Raw genomic sequence first — 15,953 nt, forward strand, 5'->3', positions numbered from 1 at the left:
ATAAATTTAAGCAAGCTTAAAAACTAAAGAGATAATAAGAACAAAAAAGCCCCTGTTAAAAACGGGGCAATCGCAAGATCTTACTTGTTTTTTTCTAATGTCTTATTATGATACATTGACCGTTTTATTTTGGGCCATTAAATTATTTTCAAGGCACCCTTTGTGTTTCAAAATTAGTCTTCTTTATAAGGAATGTTGTACTGATCTATTTTACGGTAAAGGGTGCTACGACTTATACCTAGAACCTTAGCTGCTTCCACAATACTGGGTACCCGATTCAAAGTATTGATTATAGCTCTTCTTTCAATTTCAGCCAAGGGAAGTAATTCTACTTGCTGCACCGGCGTTGTATACTGCCCCGCTAAAACCGATTCTGGAATATCCCCGCAATCCAGAATTTCACCCTGCGCTACTACGACACCACGTTCGAGGACATTTTCCAATTCACGAACATTACCGGGCCAATCGTAATCCTGCAAGCATTTCAGGGCCCTTGGGGTAATACCAATCACCTTCTTCCCTAGCCGCTTGCTGATTTGAGGTAGCATATATTCAACAAGCAGTGGAATGTCTTCTTTGCGCTCCCGCAAAGGCGGTATATTAATCGTAACTACGTTCAACCTGAAGTAGAGGTCTTCACGAAAAGTGCCTTCAGCCACCTTCGCCGCCAGATTTTTGTTAGTAGCCGCTATAACCCTTACATCAATAGGTATGGGTTTGAATCCCCCCACCCGAACGACCTGCCTCTCTTGCAGGACCCTCAAGAGCACCGCCTGGAGATCGAGAGGCATATCACCTATTTCATCGAGAAAAATCGTGCCGCCATTAGCACGTTCAAACTTTCCCGGACGGCCATTGCGGTTGGCGCCAGTAAAGCTACCTGCCTCATAGCCAAACAGTTCGCTTTCGATCAAAGTTCTAGGAATAGCCGAACAGTTCACCGCAATAAAGGGTCCTTTACGCCGGCTGGCGTTGTGGATGCTCTGGGCAAACAATTCTTTGCCAGTCCCACTTTCACCTAATAAGAGGATGGTAGAATTGGTAAGAGCAGCCGTGCGGGCAATTTCCTTCGCCCTCTCCAGCTTTTTACTCCTGCCAATAATGGCATGAAAGGTGAATTGGGCCTGGGCACCCGTTATTTCGTTTACCAGGCGATGAATTGTTTCTCTACCGTGAACGACAATAACCGCACCCATTATTTTGCCTTCCTCGTTTATAATCGGGCGGGCTTTTATCGTATAACGCAAGGTGTTTTTACCATTTTCAAAGATGACTTCCACATTATCCATTACAGCAGCTTTTTCAACAACGCTCGATAGCGGCGGCGAACATTTGAACACATCATCAACAAATTTGCCGATAACGTCTTCTTCTTTTAACCCAAACATACCAGCCACCTTGGGATTAAGCTGTCTAATAAAGCTCTTTTCATCTATAGTCATAACTCCCTCTGGTACTGAGACAAGGGTCGTTTTCATAATAGCATTGGCCTTAATAATATCTTCCAGAGCTTTTTTAATTTGTATCTCGTTTTCAATAGCTTTGGCGGCGGCAATTACCATACCCAAGGTATGTGGATGAACCTTCTCGCTATCGGCTGACATATTAAGAATACCAATCATTTTATGCTCGCCGTCAAAAATTGGTGCTGCTGAACAGGTAATACTGTGCTGTGTTGCACAATAATGCTCACATCCTACAATCTGCACCGGTTGGCCTATGATAATCGCTGTCCCTACCGCGTTGGTTCCTGCTTCTTTTTCGGACCATACGGCTCCTTCCACCAGGTTAATCCGCTTAAAGCGTTCTATTTCTAAAGGATCTCCATCAAGTAGCAGTACTACACCTTCTTCATCGGCTAAAAAAATTATAAAGCCGCTACCTTCTACTGCTTTATACAACGTTTTTATATACGGTTTAGCAGTCTGCAAAAGGTCCTGTCTTCTCTTTTTCCTAACGATAAGCTCCTTCGGTGGAATAATGCGAGCTATTTCCCTTGAAAAAGGATCTACTTTCATTTGGGCGCAGCGTTGCCAAGATTCAAGGATTAGCTTTCGTACCCCCTGAGGAATTTCACCGTGATAAACAAATTTTTCCCAGGCTTCTTTGTTTTTGAAACCCAACAAAGATGATTCCGTGTTTGCACTGGTGATACTCGTCAATTGCCTTTCACCTCTCAGGCATAACAGTTACTTCCTGTCAATGCCAACCAGGCTATTTGTTAACCACCATACTTTCTGTGTGCTGAATGTTTATTTAGTAATCAGCATTATTCATGCGCCCTTATCTTACATATTACTACTTCAAATTCAATCTCGCCTCCCCTCACCTGTTAATATCTGATAGGTTGCACCGCCTCTTCTCGGGTGTCCGGTAAGATGTGGGAATAAGTGTTCACGGAGTTGTAAACCTGGTAAATTAAAGGTTTAAAGTCAGGAAATATAAAAAACGGGCGGCGTTTCTTCCCTAGGTCGCCGCCCAGCGGTCAAATCTGTGCCGGGCTGATTTCCGTCGCAAAGCAGAAACTTCGCTGCTTATGCGTGCAATACGGTTGTTACCTTCCTTTGCCCTCACTCTTTTCCCCGTTTCCGCCTGCTCGCATTCAAAATTGTCACTCCTACTACTTCGCTACCGCAGTAGCGCACCACGGTGTCTTCCCCGACGAATTCACTGTCGTCGGCGGCGACCGGCTGTTCGGTGAAATGCACGTATAGGACGTCTCCTATCGGGTCGTAGGATACCCGTAGAAGGGGAAGGCCGGACCCACAACCGCCTGAGACACCGCTTCGGCTAGCTTAATATAACTCATTGCTTCGGCCATATGATCACCCTCTTCTCTAGTTGCCCACCCTTCCGTGTCAGGAATGCTGTTATGATAAAGCCGTCACCAGAAATTCCGCGGGAGTATTTTCTCGCACGGCCAACAGCTCTCCGCCGCTCCCTGCCAAAACCCCAGCATATGCCCCCGTCTTCTCTCCAATCACAATTTTCTCCAGCTCCCTTTCTGCTAACTTTAGTCTAACAGAAATGTGCGGCATCAGCAACATTAATACAAGTACCGGTTGCTGGGTTAGGTTACATTATAATTACTCTTAATAAAGGGGCAAATCGGGGATAGCGTTTAAATCCAGGGGGGCAAAATCCCGGCGCAGATACTGGTAGTAGGCCGCGCAGGCGATCATGGCGGCGTTGTCGGTGCAGAGTCGAGGTTCTGGGCAAAAAAAGGGCAGGGCTGCTTCCCTGGCCGCCGCCGCCATTTCGCGGCGTAAGAACCCGTTGGCAGCCACACCCCCGGCCAGGAGAATGGAACAGGCGTTAAAACGCCGGGCGGCCTGTATGGTTTTAGTTACCAGTACTTCCACCACCGCCGCTTGAAAGCTGGCCGCGACATCGGCCGGGTTTACCTCGGCCCCCGTCTGCTGTGCATGGTGCAGGTAATTGATTACCGCCGACTTCAGGCCGCTGAAGCTGAAGTCCAGGCTGCCCTCTTCCAGCCAAGCCCGCGGGAAACTGACGGCCCGGGGATCGCCTTCCCGGGCCAGCTTTTCTAATTCAGGGCCACCCGGGTAGGGTAGGCCCAACACCCGGGCCACTTTGTCGAAGGCTTCCCCCGCGGCGTCGTCCCGGGTGGAACCGAGAATACGCCGGCGGGTGTGGCTTTCCAGATACACTAAATTGGTGTGACCGCCGGAAACTACGAGGCAGACGGCCGGCAAGGGCAGCTCGGGGTATTGTAAAAATCCGGCATAAATATGGCCCAGCAGATGGTGGACGCCGATCAGGGGTTTATCCAGGGCATAGGCCAGGCTTTTGGCATAGGCCAGACCCACCAGCAGCGCGCCCACCAGCCCCGGGCCGTAGGTGACCGCCACGGCATCCAGCTCATAAAAGGAGAGCCCTGCGACTTCAAGGGCTTCGGCCACCACCGGGACGATATTTTCCATGTGATGACGGGAAGCTACCTCTGGTACTACGCCCCCAAAGCGGCGATGGCTCGCAATCTGGGAAGCCACGATGTTCGAACGTATCTCCCTGCCGCCGATGACAACGGCAGCCGCCGTCTCGTCACAGGAAGTTTCAATGGCCAGAATGGTCGCCGGTTCCACCGTCATTCTCCTCAAAAAAATGTTTCCACATTATAATGGCGTCTTCACGGTTGTCGTTATAATACCCTTTACGTATGCCGGCGCGGCAAAAACCGAGGCGTTCGTAAAGGCGCTGGGCCGGCAAATTGGACACCCGCACCTCCAGGGTCATCCTGTCGGCGCCCAGGCGAACGGCTTCCTGCATCAGTACCTTGAGGAGGACCTCCCCCAGGCGCCGGCCGCGGTAGCGGGGATGGACGGCCACGTTGGTAACATGGGCTTCGTCGAGGATAATCCACATGCCGGCATAGCCCACAACCTGGCGTCCGGCCAGGGCCACATAATAGTAGGCGAAGTTATTGTTATATATTTCGTTCAAAAATGAGTGGCGCGTCCAGGGTGTGGGGAAGGAAACCCGTTCGATGGCCAGCACCCCATCCAGGTATTCGCCCGTCATGGGCTGAATACACACCTCTAAGGGTTCTGCCTCTCCGCCGGTGAGGGGCGGAGGTAAAGAGGCTTTAACCGGAAAAGATCGTCCGGCCCGTCTGTCTGCAGCCGTTTCCGACCCAGCATGGCAATTTGCGCCGCCCGCGGTAGTATGCCGGTGGAGGGAAGAAACCGTGCCGAGGGACCCAGCTGTCGCCATACTTCCAAGTATGGTTCTACGCCATCGCCTAAAAAATAAACCGGCATATTGTAAGATTTTAATGAGGCTGCCAGGGAATAAGGTTCCACGGCCTGATACGGTGTTAAGCGGCATAACTCTCCCTCCTGCCAGCGATAAAGGGCCGTATACACCTCCCGGCGGCGGGCATAAAGGACCGGGCAGACAAGGCCCGGCACCTCCCAGGCGTTCCAGGCCAGGCCATCCAGGGTGGGTACGCCGGCCACCGGTTTTTGCAAGGCGTGGGCCAGACCTTTAATGGTGGCCAAACCGATACGCAGGCCGGTGAAGGAGCCCGGTCCTAGGGCTACGGCCAAGCCGTCGAGTTCGGCCGGTTTTACCCCTGCTTCCTGGAGGAGGGCGGCGATCATGGGGAGTAGACGCTGGGAGTGATTTTTCCGGGTATTAAAAAACGTCTCGGCCACCAGCCGGTTGTCGTCTATTAAGGCCACCCCGGCAACCTGGGTGGCGCTGTCAAGCCCCAGGACCAGCAAGTTTTTTCAACTCCTCCAGAATGCGGACATAACGCGCGCCCCGGCCCGTTAGCACGGCGTAACGCCCCCCTTCAGGCCCGTACTCCAGGGAAACCTCCAGGTATTCGGGAGGCAAAAGCTCCTCCCCTAACAGCCTTCCCCACTCGACCGCCGTCACTCCGCCCCCGTAAAAATATTCATCTAATCCCAGTTCCAGAGCGGCTTCGGGATCCTCCAGGCGGTAAACGTCGACGTGGAAAAAGGGAATTCGTCCTTCATACTCCTGGATGAGGGTAAAAGAGGGACTGGTGATCCTTCCCTTTACTTCCAGGCCCCGGGCTAGGCCCTGGGCCAGGGTGGTCTTGCCGGCGCCCAGTTCGCCGGTGAGGATCACTACATCGCCCGGTTCCAAAAGTCCGCCGAGAACCCGGCCCAGTTCCCGCGTAGCCATTTCGTCCTTCAGCCATATCCGCACGAACGTCACCGTTAAACCTCAAATTCCAGGGACAGCTGTTCCCTTTGCAAGGCGCAATATACTGCCCGCAGTTTTTTAAAATCCTCCCACACAGGTCGTTTCTTCGCCGCATCCCTGAGCAGCGCCGCCGGATGAAAGGTGGGCAAATAGCGAATGCCCTCCCTCATGATCCATCTTCCCCGCAGCCTGGTAATGCTGGCCCCTGGGGCGATGAGCGCCCTGGTGGCCACCGCCCCCAGGCAGACGATGATTTGGGGCTTTATAAGTTTAATCTGGGCCTTTAGAATCGGCAGACAGGTCTGCACTTCACCGGGAAGGGGCTGGCGGTTGCCCGGCGGCCGGCACTTGACGACATTTGTTATATATAATTCTTCCCTTTTAAAGCCTGCGGCAACCAGGATGCGGTCGAGGAGCTCACCTGCCGCGCCTACAAAGGGCCGGCCCAGTTCGTCTTCCCGGGCCCCGGGCCCTTCGCCGACCAGCATTATAGCTGCCCGGGGGTTGCCTTCACCAAAGACCACCCTCCGGGCCCCCTGTCTTAAGGCACAACCCCGGCAGGCCAGGGTTCTGCGGCACAGGGTATCCAGATCCATAAAACAACACCTTATAGGTTACTTCTACTTATAATGCCATATTCCTGCCAAACTAACGCCGCGCCCGCCGGACGGCGGACAACAATTCCCTTGCGGCGGCGGCAACGTCCGGGGCGCCGATCACCGCCGAGACGACGGCCACGCCGTCGGCTCCGGCCGCGATAACCTCGGCGACGTTCCCTGCATCTATACCCCCTATGGCTACTATGGGTACGTCTACAGCCGCGCGTATGGCCTTCAGTCCCGCCAGGCCGATGGGTTCGCCGGCGTCTCCCTTGCTTTTGGTGGCGAAGATGCTGCCGACACCCAGGTAATCCGCTCCGTCGGCCACCGCCTGACGGGCCTCAAGCACCGTCCCCGTCGACACCCCCAGGATTTTCCCGGGACCCAGGAGCTTCCGCGCCACCTGTGCCGGCAAATCCTCCTGGCCGATATGCAGGCCGTCGGCATCCACCGCCAGGGCCACATCCAGTCGATCGTTGACGATAAAGGCCGCTCCTGCGGCCCGGGTGAGGGTCCGGATTTCCCGGCCCAGTTCCACCATTTCTCGGGCAGGCATATCCTTTTCCCGCAGCTGGATGGCCGTCGCTCCGCCGGCCAGGGCCTGGCGCACCAGCTCCAGTGTCGGCCGGCCTCCTCCGAGTTTGGTCGTAATGACCACATACAGATCCCATGAAGCCATGGTCCTTTCTCCTTCCAGAAAGTATAAAAGCCACCTGCCGTGTAGTTCAGGCGGCCTTTCTCCTCCTTAATGTAATCACCGCACCGCTTTTCTACCGTCAAACACCTCTTCCGGCAGGACGGCCTTTACCTTGGCCTTTAACTCCTCAAGGTCGAAGGGTTTATAGATAAAGTCGTCGGCCCCCATACGGCGAATTTCATCTACCGCCTCCACTTCCACATAGGCCGACATGATAATTACAGCCGTTTGCGGCGCTATGGTTTTGATGCGGGGCAGGGTTTCCAGTCCGCCCATTACGGGCATCCTCACATCCATCAATACCACATCGGGCCGCCAGCGTTCCACCTGGCGCAGGGCATCCCTCCCATTAACCGCCGTTGCCACCTGATATCCTTCTTCTTGAAAGGCCAGCTGCAACAAGGTCCGGACACCGCGCTGATCATCCACCACCAGCATTCTTGCCACTCTTTTACATCCTCCGGCTTCTACAGCAATTAAAATTTCCCCGGTACAATATTCTTATTCGACATCCGTTGACCATTTCCTTGTAACTCAGGAAAAAAATATACAGGAAAACGCTAACCTGCAAAAGGTATCGACATAATTTTCTAATAGAAACCGTCGAATGGCCGAACCCGGTGATACCAGCTCCTCAGCTCATATCTCTACTAATCCGAGGCTGATCTCGATGGCGCGGTTGACCTTTTCCAGGGTTTCTTCATCAAGGACGGCAATCTTTTGTTTAAGACGGCTTTTATCAATTGTACGGATCTGTTCTAAAAGGATGACCGAATCCCGTTCCAGGCCGCTCTTGGCCGCGCTTATTTCTACATGGGTGGGCAATTTCGCCTTGGCGATTTGGGAAGTTATAGCGGCAACGATGGTGGTGGGGCTGTATTGGTTGCCGATGTCGTTTTGAATGATGAGCACCGGCCGGGTTCCCCCCTGCTCGGAGCCGACAACCGGATTTAGATGGGCGTAAAAGACGTCTCCGCGTCGTACCAGCATTTTATTTGCACTCCGCCAACCTGTCGTCGTAATGTTTTTGGGCTTCATTTTCTACCTCATAGTGTTCCACGGCAAGGGCCAGGTTAATTGAAGCCATTTCCTGGTAACCACGCTTCATCTGTTCCCGGATACTGCGGCGTTTGCGTTCGGTAATATACAACTTCATGGCCTCGCGAATAAATTCACTCCTATTACGCCTTTCCATGGTCGCCAGGCCGTCGACCTCGGCCAGGAGGCTCTCGGGTAAGCTGATCATGATTCTTTTGACACCCGGCAAGAAAAGGCACCTCCTACTGGGGGGTAACAATATTGCCGTCATGATATAACTAATTATAGCGGTAATAGATTACCAACGCAAGGCCAAAAGAAAGCTTTTATCTATATACCCGCGGCACCCTCCCGGAAATAAGGCAAAGGATTTCGTAGTTTATCGTACCCATCCAGGCGGCCACTTCCTCCACGGACAAAACCTCTCCGTCCTGGCTGCCGAAGAGGACTACTTCATCACCGACCCGCACATCCGGTATAGCACTGACGTCTATCATACATTGATCCATGCAGACCCGGCCGACCACTGGCGCCCTACGTCCTCGGATCAGTACCTCGGCCCGGTTGGAAAGAAGGCGTGAATAGCCGTCGGCGTAGCCCACCGGCAAAGTGGCTATTCTGGCGGGTGCCGGCGTGCGGTAGGTGCAGCCGTAGCTAATATAGGTTCCAGCCGGTACCTCCTTTACCAGAACGACCCTAGTCTTCAACGCCATGGCCGGCCGGAGTTCGATGCGCTTTTTGTCAACTTCCGGCGAGGGATAATGGCCGTACAGGATAATACCCGCCCGTACCAGGTTGAAATGGGTTTCCGGCAGGTCGATGATGGCGCCGCTGTTGGCCGCGTGGCACCAGGGAAAAGTTACTCCCTTTTCTTCCAACTCGCCGACTACCTTGCGGAACAACTGCAGCTGCCTTAAGGTGTAGGTCTTGTCGGCCGCGTCAGCGGCGGCAAAGTGGGTAAAAATGCCTTCCAGCAAAACATTCGGCAGCCCGGCGATGGCCAGAACTTCTTCAACCGCCCGCTCCGGCAAAAAGCCCAGCCGCCCCATGCCGGTGTCGATTTTTATATGCAGCCGCGCCTTTGTACCGGCAACAGCGGCGGCCGCATCCAAAGCCCGGGCCTGTTCCCGGCTAAAAACCGTCTGGGAAAGGTCGGCGGCCACCACCCGTCCGGCGTCTTCGGCCGGGGTGTAACCTAAAATAAGGAGGGGGGCGGTAATCCCCTCCTCCCGTAATGCCAGAGCTTCGTCCAGGGTGGCCACCCCCAGCCAGGTCACGCCGTTGGCCAGGGCCGTCCTGGCCACCGGCACGGCCCCGTGGCCGTAAGCGTTGGCTTTGACCACCGCCATGAGTTCGGTATGGGGAGACAATATCTTTTTTATAGCCCGGACGTTATGGGCAATGGCTTCGAGATCAACCTCGGCCCAAACCGGCCGCGTCACCGGCATCCACCTCCAAATTGCGAAAAGCCGCCGGTAAAAAGTTCAACAAATCTCCCGCCATGAGGGCATGCTGGCCAAGGGCCGCCCGCCCCAGATCCCCGGCCACTCCATGCAGGTAAGCCCCCAGGGCTGCGGCCGTCCCCGGCTCCAGTCCCTGGGCTATAAGGCCGGCAATAATGCCCGTCAAGACGTCGCCGCTGCCGGCGGTGGCCATCCCGGGATTGCCGGTAGGATTAATAAAGGTCTGCCCGTCGGGCCAGGCGACTATAGTGCGGGCTCCTTTAAGGAGGAGGGCCACCCGCCATTCCCGGGCGTATCTCCTGGCCGTTTCCAGGCGTTCCTCCTGGACCCTGGCCGCAGTCGTGCCAATAAGGCGGGCCATTTCACCCGGATGGGGGGTCAACACCAGGGGCCCGTGATTGCCGGCAAGTATACCGGGGTCCGTTGCCAGGGCGTTGAGGGCATCGGCATCCACCACCGCCGGGACTTTGAGATGCGGCAGCAATTCTTTCACCAGCTCCACCGTGGCCGGTTCCCGGGAAAGGCCGGGGCCCAGGGCCAGCACGTTACATTGGTCCAAACGCTCCAGGATGGGATTCAGTGCTTCCCGGCTTAAAGTCCCCGCCGCCGTCTCCGGCAGGGGACAGGTCATCACTTCCGTAGTCTTCGTTTCTAAAATTTCATGGAGGCTTTTAGGCACGGCCGCCGTGACCAAGCCGGCGCCCGCCCTTAAAGCCGCCGTGGCCGTTAAAGTAATGGCACCCGTGAGGCCCGGCGAACCGCCCACGGCCAGAACGTGGCCGTAGACGCCTTTGTGGGCGTCGGTTTTACGCCCGGGCAGGTTGGCCCGGCACCAGTCTGCCGTCAGCAGATGGGTTTTCAAACCCTGATCTTCAACGAGTTTTCGGGGAATACCGATGTCGGCCACTTCCAGACGCCCGGTGAAGCTGGCCCCCGGTTCGACGACCAGCCCCAGTTTGGGCAGGGCGAAGGTTACCGTCCAGGTGGCCTGGATGCAGGGACCAAAAATCCGGCCGGTATCAGCTTCCAGGCCCGAGGGAACGTCGACGGCCACCGTATGGCGGTTGGCCTTGTTGATCATGGTAATGACGGACGCCGGCAGGCCCAGGGCAGCCCCTTTAAAACCAGTACCGAAAATGGCATCGACCACCAGATCGGCATAAAGGAGGGCGATATCTGCCCGCTGGAGATGGTTTTCGCCAAGGATGGGATAAAGCCTCCCGCCCATCTTTTGATAAATCTCCAGGTTCGTCCGGGCGTCGCCCCGCATGTCTTCGGGACGGGCGAGGAGGAAGACTTTTACCTCGGCCCCCTGGTTCAACAGATGCCGGGCCACCACCAGTCCATCGCCGCCGTTGTTGCCTTTACCGCAGAAGATCAAGATACGGCGGTTCTTCACCCGTTCTTGAAAGTGGCGTCGAATGGATTCTACTACCCTCAATCCCGCATTTTCCATCAAGACAATGCTGGGGATTAGATATTCACTTGAGGCCAGGCGATCCAGCTGCCCCATTTCCGCGGCCGTTACCAGATACATGGCGCATCCCTCTTCCGAAAAAAGGTTCTGCCAAATATAGTTCTTTCGTCGAAGCCTGCAGCTTCTTTTACAGATCTATTCCGTCAAACAAAGCAATGGCTACCGCCGCGGCAAAAGAGCGGCAGTGGGACAGGCTAACGGTAATGGTGCCGCCCCCCGCTTTGCGAGCCAGTTTCTCGGCCCGACCATGGAGTACGACCCGAGGCCGCCCCCCATCTTCCCTGCCAATCTCAATGTCCCGGAAGGAACAACCACCCAACCCCACCCCGAGGACTTTCATCACCGCCTCCTTGGCGGCAAACCGGGCCGCCAGGGACGCCGCCGGCCGGCCTCGTCCCATACAGTATTCCAGCTCTGCAGGCGTAAACAGCCGCGACAATAACCGCGGGTGGCGCTTTAAAGCCCTTTCCAGGCGGTCTATTTCAATGATGTCAATACCAATCTGGGCCATATTTCCATCCTTACCGGGTTGATTGTTTTTTAACCCTTTCTCTTTGCTTAATTCGGCAATAAACATGAAAAACCTCCTCGGGAGTAAAAAGTCGATCGGCAGGCGTCAGTGGTAGTCAAGGCAGTTTGAGGCCTTTGACCAACCGTTAAAGCCCGTACTGCGACCTTTGGCGCCATAAGCCTTTATTTTTCTCCCTTTCCTGATTAAGATAAAACTACAGGAAGGGAGTGGGAACCGTGAATAAGGACGTCAGGACTTTTGAAGCATTGCTAAAGGAAAACCGCACTTTTCCGCCTCCGCCGGCCTTTACCGCCGCAGCTAACGTCAAGGATACCGGCATCTACAAAGAAGGCGAAAATATAGAAGAGTTCTGGGCGCGGGAAGCTGCCAAACTCCACTGGTTCCGTCCATGGGACCGGGTGCTGGAATGGGAATATCCCCTGGCCTGGTGGTTCAACGGCGGCACCCTGAACGTTTCATACAACTGCCTGGACAGGCACCTGGAAACCTGGCGTCGCAACAAGGCGGCCATCATCTGGGAAGGCGAACCGGGGGATTCTGTCGTCCTCACTTACCGCGACCTGTACCGGGAAGTCAACAAGTTCGCCGCAGTCCTCCGCTCCCTGGGAATAAAACGCAACGACCGGGTCACCATCTATCTTCCCATGATCCCGGAGCTGCCCATCGCCATGCTGGCCTGTACCCGCATCGGCGCCGTTCATAACGTAGTCTTCGGCGGTTTCAGCGCCGCCGCCTTAAGGGAGCGGATCAACGACATCGGCGCCAAGGTATTGATCACCGCCGACGGCGGTTTCCGTAAAGGAAAAATAGTTGCCCTGAAGGAAAACGCCGATACTGCCCTGGCCGGAACGCCGACTATTGAAAAGGTCATCGTCACCAAGCGCACGGGACAGGCGGTCAACATGCAGCGGGGACGCGACCTCTGGTGGCACGAGCTCATGGCCGCCGCCCCCCTCTACACCCCGCCGGAACACATGGAAGCGGAAGATCCCCTCTTTATCCTCCATACCAGCGGCACCACCGGCAAACCCAAGGGGATAGTCCACACCACGGGCGGTTATCTCGTCGGCGTCACCACCACTTCCCGTTACATCTTCGATCTCAAGGACGAAGATGTCTACTGGTGTACCGCCGACATCGGTTGGATTACCGGCCACAGCTACGTAGTTTACGGCCCCCTGGCCAACGGGGCCACGGTCCTCATGTACGAGGGCAGCCCCGATTATCCTCAACCCGACCGTTACTGGCAAATCATCGAAAAATACGGGGTGACCATTTTTTACACCGCGCCTACAGCCATCCGTTCCTTTATGCGCTCCGGTCCGTCCTATCCGGCCCGGCACGACCTTTCTTCCTTGAGGCTCTTAGGAACGGTGGGGGAACCCATTAATCCCGAAGCATGGATGTGGTACTACACCTATATCGGCCACCGCCGCTGCCCCATCGTCGATACCTGGTGGCAGACGGAAACGGGGATGATCATCATATCTCCCCTGCCGGGGCTGACGCCTTTAAAACCCGGCTCGGCCTGTCGTCCCTTCCCCGGAGTGGAGGCCGCCGTTGTCGACGATCGAGGCGAACCGGTACCGCCGGGTAAAGGTGGCTACCTGGTGATTAAAAAACCCTGGCCGGCCATGATGCGCACCATCTACAACGACCCCGACCGCTACGTCAACCAGTACTGGAACCGCATACCCGGCTATTACTTTACCGGCGACGGCGCCCGCGTGGATGAAGACGGCTACTTCTGGCTCCTCGGCCGCGTCGACGACGTCATCAACGTCTCCGGCCACCGCATCGGCACCATGGAAGTGGAAAGCGCCCTGGTGGACCATCCCGCCGTCGCCGAAGCCGCCGTTATCAGCCGGGAACATGAGATCAAAGGGCAAACCATAGTAGCCTTTGTCACGGTCAAGGACGGAATTGAAACTTCCCCCGCCCTGGCCCAGGAACTGAAGGAGCACGTGGTGCAAAAAATCGGCGCCCTAGCCAGGCCGGAAGCAGTTTACTTCACCGCCGAGCTGCCCAAAACCAGAAGCGGTAAGATCATGCGCCGTCTCCTCAGGGACATCGCCGAAGGCCGGGCCTTGGGAGATACCTCCACCCTGGCCGACCCGGCGACGGTGGCCAGACTCAAGGCCGCTTATGCCGAAGAAGCCTAATCTTAAGGAGAGAACCCGCCGAAAGGGGTTCTCCCTTTTATTTTGGGCATGAGGATATAGATGCCCCTGATTGACAAAAAGGCCGGTTCGTTGTAGCATGAAAGTAATAAAAGCCGGCATCTTCTTTCTTAATTTTTCGTCACCTGATCGGGGGAAATATACCATGCCCTATAGATACTACCTCCTTTTCTTAGCCCTGACCCTGGCGGAGACTTTGGTCAGCCGTCTCCTCTTTCATGTCCCTACCCTCCCCGCCCTTCTTGCCCTGGCAGGTATAAACGCCCTGGGAGGAGGGCTGCTGAAGGTTCTGCAGGGGCCGCCGTGTTCCCTGACCCAGTCGCCGGTAGAGCAGGAAGAGGAAAACGACGCTACGGAAGGCATTTTTGCCTCCACCCTGCAGATAGCCCACGAAACCCTGCCGGTGTTACGTGCCGGATTGAATGAAGTTACGGCCGCCAAAACGGCGGAGATCATCCAAAACATCACCGAAGTTCCGGCCATCGCCATAACCGATCGGGAAAACGTCCTGACGTTTCTGGGGGTGGGCTGCGATCAGCACCGGGCCGGTGACCGCATTTTAACGGAGGCCACCAAAGAAGTCATCGCCACGGGAAAATTGAAGGTTGTCCATACCCCCCAGGGGCTTTGTTGCCCACGTTATAACATGGGTTGTAACTGCCCGTTGAAGGCCGCTGTTATCGTACCCTTAAAATGCCGGGAAGAAATAGTCGGCGCGTTAAAACTCTACCAGACCCGGGAGGGCGTCTTCCCGCCCCAGATCATCCGCCTGGCCATCGGCCTGGCCGATCTTTTAAGTCTGCAGATCGAACTGGCCGAGCTGGATCGCCAGCGCCAGCTTTTGACCGAAGCCCGGCTGGAGGCATTGAACGCCCAGATCAATCCCCACTTCTTCTTTAACACCTTAAATACCATTATCAGCTTCAGCCGGACCGATCCGGAGCGGGCGCGCCGCCTGCTGATCCGCCTGGCCAGCCTCTTCCGCCGGACGTTGAACCGCCGCGGCAGCCTGACCACCCTGCGGGAAGAGCTGGAATGCGTTCGCACCTACCTGGTATTGGAAAAGGCCCGTTTCGGCAATAAATTTCGTTACTTCCAGGATGTCCCTATAAACCTGCTGGATTATCACATCCCCGTCCTCAGCCTGCAGCCCCTGGTGGAGAACGCCATCAACCACGGCCTGCTACCTAAAGAAGGCCCCGGCATGATTAAAATCTCCGGCCGCCTGAGTGAAAACGAGCTCCATTTAACCGTGCAGGATGACGGGATCGGTATCCCGGCGGAAAAAATACCCCTGGTCCTTCAGCCGGGGTACGGCTCGGGCAACGGTGTCGGTTTAAGCAACGTCAACCTGCGTTTCCAGAACCTTTACGGCCCGGAGTACGGGCTGCGCGTGGAAAGCGGCGTACAAGGTACGACCGTTTACCTCCGGGTACCGGTCCTCCGGCCGGCTATCGTTAAAGACGCCACGGCAAAGGAGTTGCTGCTCAATGAAGCTTAAAGCCTTAATAGTCGATGACGAATACCCGGCACGGCAGGAACTGCGCTTTATGCTCCAGGAGTTTAAAGATATAGAAGTGGTGGGCGAGGCCACCAACGCCAGGGAAGCTTTAAACCTCGTCAGCGCCCTTGATTACACCGTACTTTTCCTGGACATCAACATGCCCGGGATGAACGGTCTGGAACTCTCCCGGGCCATTCAAAAACGCCCCAACCCGCCCTTCATTATCTTTGTCACGGCCTATGAAGAATACGCCCTGCAGGCCTTTGAAGTAAACGCCGTAGATTACCTCTTAAAGCCCTTCGACGAAAAACGTCTGGGCCAGGCCATAGAAAAGATCCGCCGTCTGGTGGAGCAGCGTCAGCAGCAGCCCCATCAAGAAACCCTCGCTGCCGGGGACGGCAAGGGACGCCTCAACCGCCTGCCGGTGGAAAAGGACGGCAAGACCATCCTCCTGGACCAAAACGACCTTATTTATGCCTGCACCCAGGGGGATAATGTCTATTTAAAAACGGTAAACGAACAATACCTCACCCGTTTTACCCTTAAAGAGCTGGAAAACCGTCTGGACCCCCGCACTTTCTTCCGCTGCCACCGCTGCTATATAGTCAACCTGACCAGGGTGCGGGAAATCGTTCCCTTCTTTAACGGCACCTATACCCTGATCATGGCCGACAAGCAGCAGAGCGAGGTGCCCGTTAGCCGCAATCAGGCCCGGAAACTAAAAAGCCTCCTGGGGATTAATTAAAAAGGCCGGGGAAATCGGTAA

Annotated in this window: 17 protein-coding genes; 3 read left to right on the forward strand and 14 right to left on the reverse strand. The window is 55.5% G+C overall.

Annotated elements, in window-relative coordinates; translation table 11 throughout:
* Positions 1-173: 173 nt before the first annotated feature.
* From MHFGQ_RS11980 to MHFGQ_RS12045, 14 genes are all read right to left on the reverse strand, one after another.
* Positions 174-2,162 (reverse strand): sigma-54-dependent Fis family transcriptional regulator, encoded by a 1,989-nt coding sequence (locus MHFGQ_RS11980; protein WP_146127181.1) that lies wholly within the window; start codon positions 2,160-2,162, stop codon positions 174-176.
* Positions 2,163-2,570: 408 nt separating this feature from the next.
* Positions 2,571-2,708 carry a hypothetical protein gene (locus tag MHFGQ_RS11985; protein WP_170066420.1) on the reverse strand — a complete coding sequence of 46 codons (138 nt, stop codon included), beginning with the start codon at positions 2,706-2,708 and terminating at the stop codon, positions 2,571-2,573.
* A 384-nt stretch (positions 2,709-3,092) separates the two neighbouring features.
* Positions 3,093-4,106 (reverse strand): tRNA (adenosine(37)-N6)-threonylcarbamoyltransferase complex transferase subunit TsaD, encoded by a 1,014-nt coding sequence (gene tsaD, locus MHFGQ_RS11990; RefSeq protein ID WP_422392983.1) that lies wholly within the window; start codon positions 4,104-4,106, stop codon positions 3,093-3,095.
* Entirely contained in the window at positions 4,078-4,542 is a 465-nt protein-coding gene (gene rimI, locus MHFGQ_RS11995) for a ribosomal protein S18-alanine N-acetyltransferase (protein WP_106006553.1), read from the reverse strand. The genes tsaD and rimI overlap by 29 nt, the downstream gene beginning before the upstream one ends.
* Positions 4,543-4,559: 17 nt before the next feature.
* Positions 4,560-5,246, reverse strand: coding sequence for a tRNA (adenosine(37)-N6)-threonylcarbamoyltransferase complex dimerization subunit type 1 TsaB (tsaB, locus tag MHFGQ_RS12000; RefSeq protein WP_106006554.1), 687 nt, complete (start codon positions 5,244-5,246; stop codon positions 4,560-4,562).
* Positions 5,227-5,709: a tRNA (adenosine(37)-N6)-threonylcarbamoyltransferase complex ATPase subunit type 1 TsaE gene (gene tsaE / locus MHFGQ_RS12005; protein WP_245907922.1), complete on the reverse strand. Its 483-nt coding sequence runs from the start codon at positions 5,707-5,709 to the stop codon at positions 5,227-5,229. The genes tsaB and tsaE overlap by 20 nt, the downstream gene beginning before the upstream one ends.
* Positions 5,710-5,711: 2 nt before the next feature.
* Positions 5,712-6,293: a uracil-DNA glycosylase gene (locus MHFGQ_RS12010; RefSeq protein ID WP_106006556.1), complete on the reverse strand. Its 582-nt coding sequence runs from the start codon at positions 6,291-6,293 to the stop codon at positions 5,712-5,714.
* A 52-nt stretch (positions 6,294-6,345) separates the two neighbouring features.
* Positions 6,346-6,975: a thiamine phosphate synthase gene (gene thiE / locus MHFGQ_RS12015; protein WP_106006557.1), complete on the reverse strand. Its 630-nt coding sequence runs from the start codon at positions 6,973-6,975 to the stop codon at positions 6,346-6,348.
* Positions 6,976-7,050: 75 nt separating this feature from the next.
* A complete protein-coding gene (locus MHFGQ_RS12020) occupies positions 7,051-7,431 on the reverse strand; it encodes a response regulator (protein ID WP_106006558.1) in 381 nt (126 codons plus the stop codon).
* 201 nt (positions 7,432-7,632) lie between these two features.
* Positions 7,633-7,983 (reverse strand): type II toxin-antitoxin system PemK/MazF family toxin, encoded by a 351-nt coding sequence (locus tag MHFGQ_RS12025; protein WP_106006559.1) that lies wholly within the window; start codon positions 7,981-7,983, stop codon positions 7,633-7,635.
* A 1-nt stretch (position 7,984) separates the two neighbouring features.
* On the reverse strand, positions 7,985-8,239 hold the full coding sequence (locus MHFGQ_RS12030; protein WP_422393071.1) for a CopG family ribbon-helix-helix protein: 255 nt from the start codon (positions 8,237-8,239) through the stop codon (positions 7,985-7,987).
* 118 nt (positions 8,240-8,357) lie between these two features.
* Positions 8,358-9,479, reverse strand: coding sequence for an alanine racemase (gene alr / locus MHFGQ_RS12035; RefSeq protein ID WP_211292953.1), 1,122 nt, complete (start codon positions 9,477-9,479; stop codon positions 8,358-8,360).
* A complete protein-coding gene (locus MHFGQ_RS12040) occupies positions 9,445-11,031 on the reverse strand; it encodes an NAD(P)H-hydrate dehydratase (protein ID WP_106006562.1) in 1,587 nt (528 codons plus the stop codon). The genes alr and MHFGQ_RS12040 overlap by 35 nt, the downstream gene beginning before the upstream one ends.
* 67 nt (positions 11,032-11,098) lie before the next feature.
* Complete coding sequence (locus MHFGQ_RS12045) at positions 11,099-11,548, reverse strand: holo-ACP synthase (protein WP_211292954.1); 450 nt, start codon at positions 11,546-11,548, stop codon at positions 11,099-11,101.
* 170 nt (positions 11,549-11,718) lie between these two features.
* On the opposite strand from MHFGQ_RS12045, the gene acs reads away from it, so the two are divergent.
* From acs to MHFGQ_RS12060, 3 genes are all read left to right on the forward strand, one after another.
* Positions 11,719-13,665, forward strand: coding sequence for an acetate--CoA ligase (acs, locus tag MHFGQ_RS12050; protein ID WP_106006563.1), 1,947 nt, complete (start codon positions 11,719-11,721; stop codon positions 13,663-13,665).
* Positions 13,666-13,828: 163 nt separating this feature from the next.
* Positions 13,829-15,184, forward strand: coding sequence for a histidine kinase (locus MHFGQ_RS12055; RefSeq protein ID WP_106006564.1), 1,356 nt, complete (start codon positions 13,829-13,831; stop codon positions 15,182-15,184).
* On the forward strand, positions 15,174-15,932 hold the full coding sequence (locus MHFGQ_RS12060; RefSeq protein ID WP_106006565.1) for a LytR/AlgR family response regulator transcription factor: 759 nt from the start codon (positions 15,174-15,176) through the stop codon (positions 15,930-15,932). The genes MHFGQ_RS12055 and MHFGQ_RS12060 overlap by 11 nt, the downstream gene beginning before the upstream one ends.
* Positions 15,933-15,953 lie beyond the last annotated feature (21 nt).

It is taken from the genome of Moorella humiferrea, assembly GCF_039233145.1.
GTDB lineage: Bacteria > Bacillota > DSM-521 > Neomoorellales > Neomoorellaceae > Neomoorella > Neomoorella humiferrea.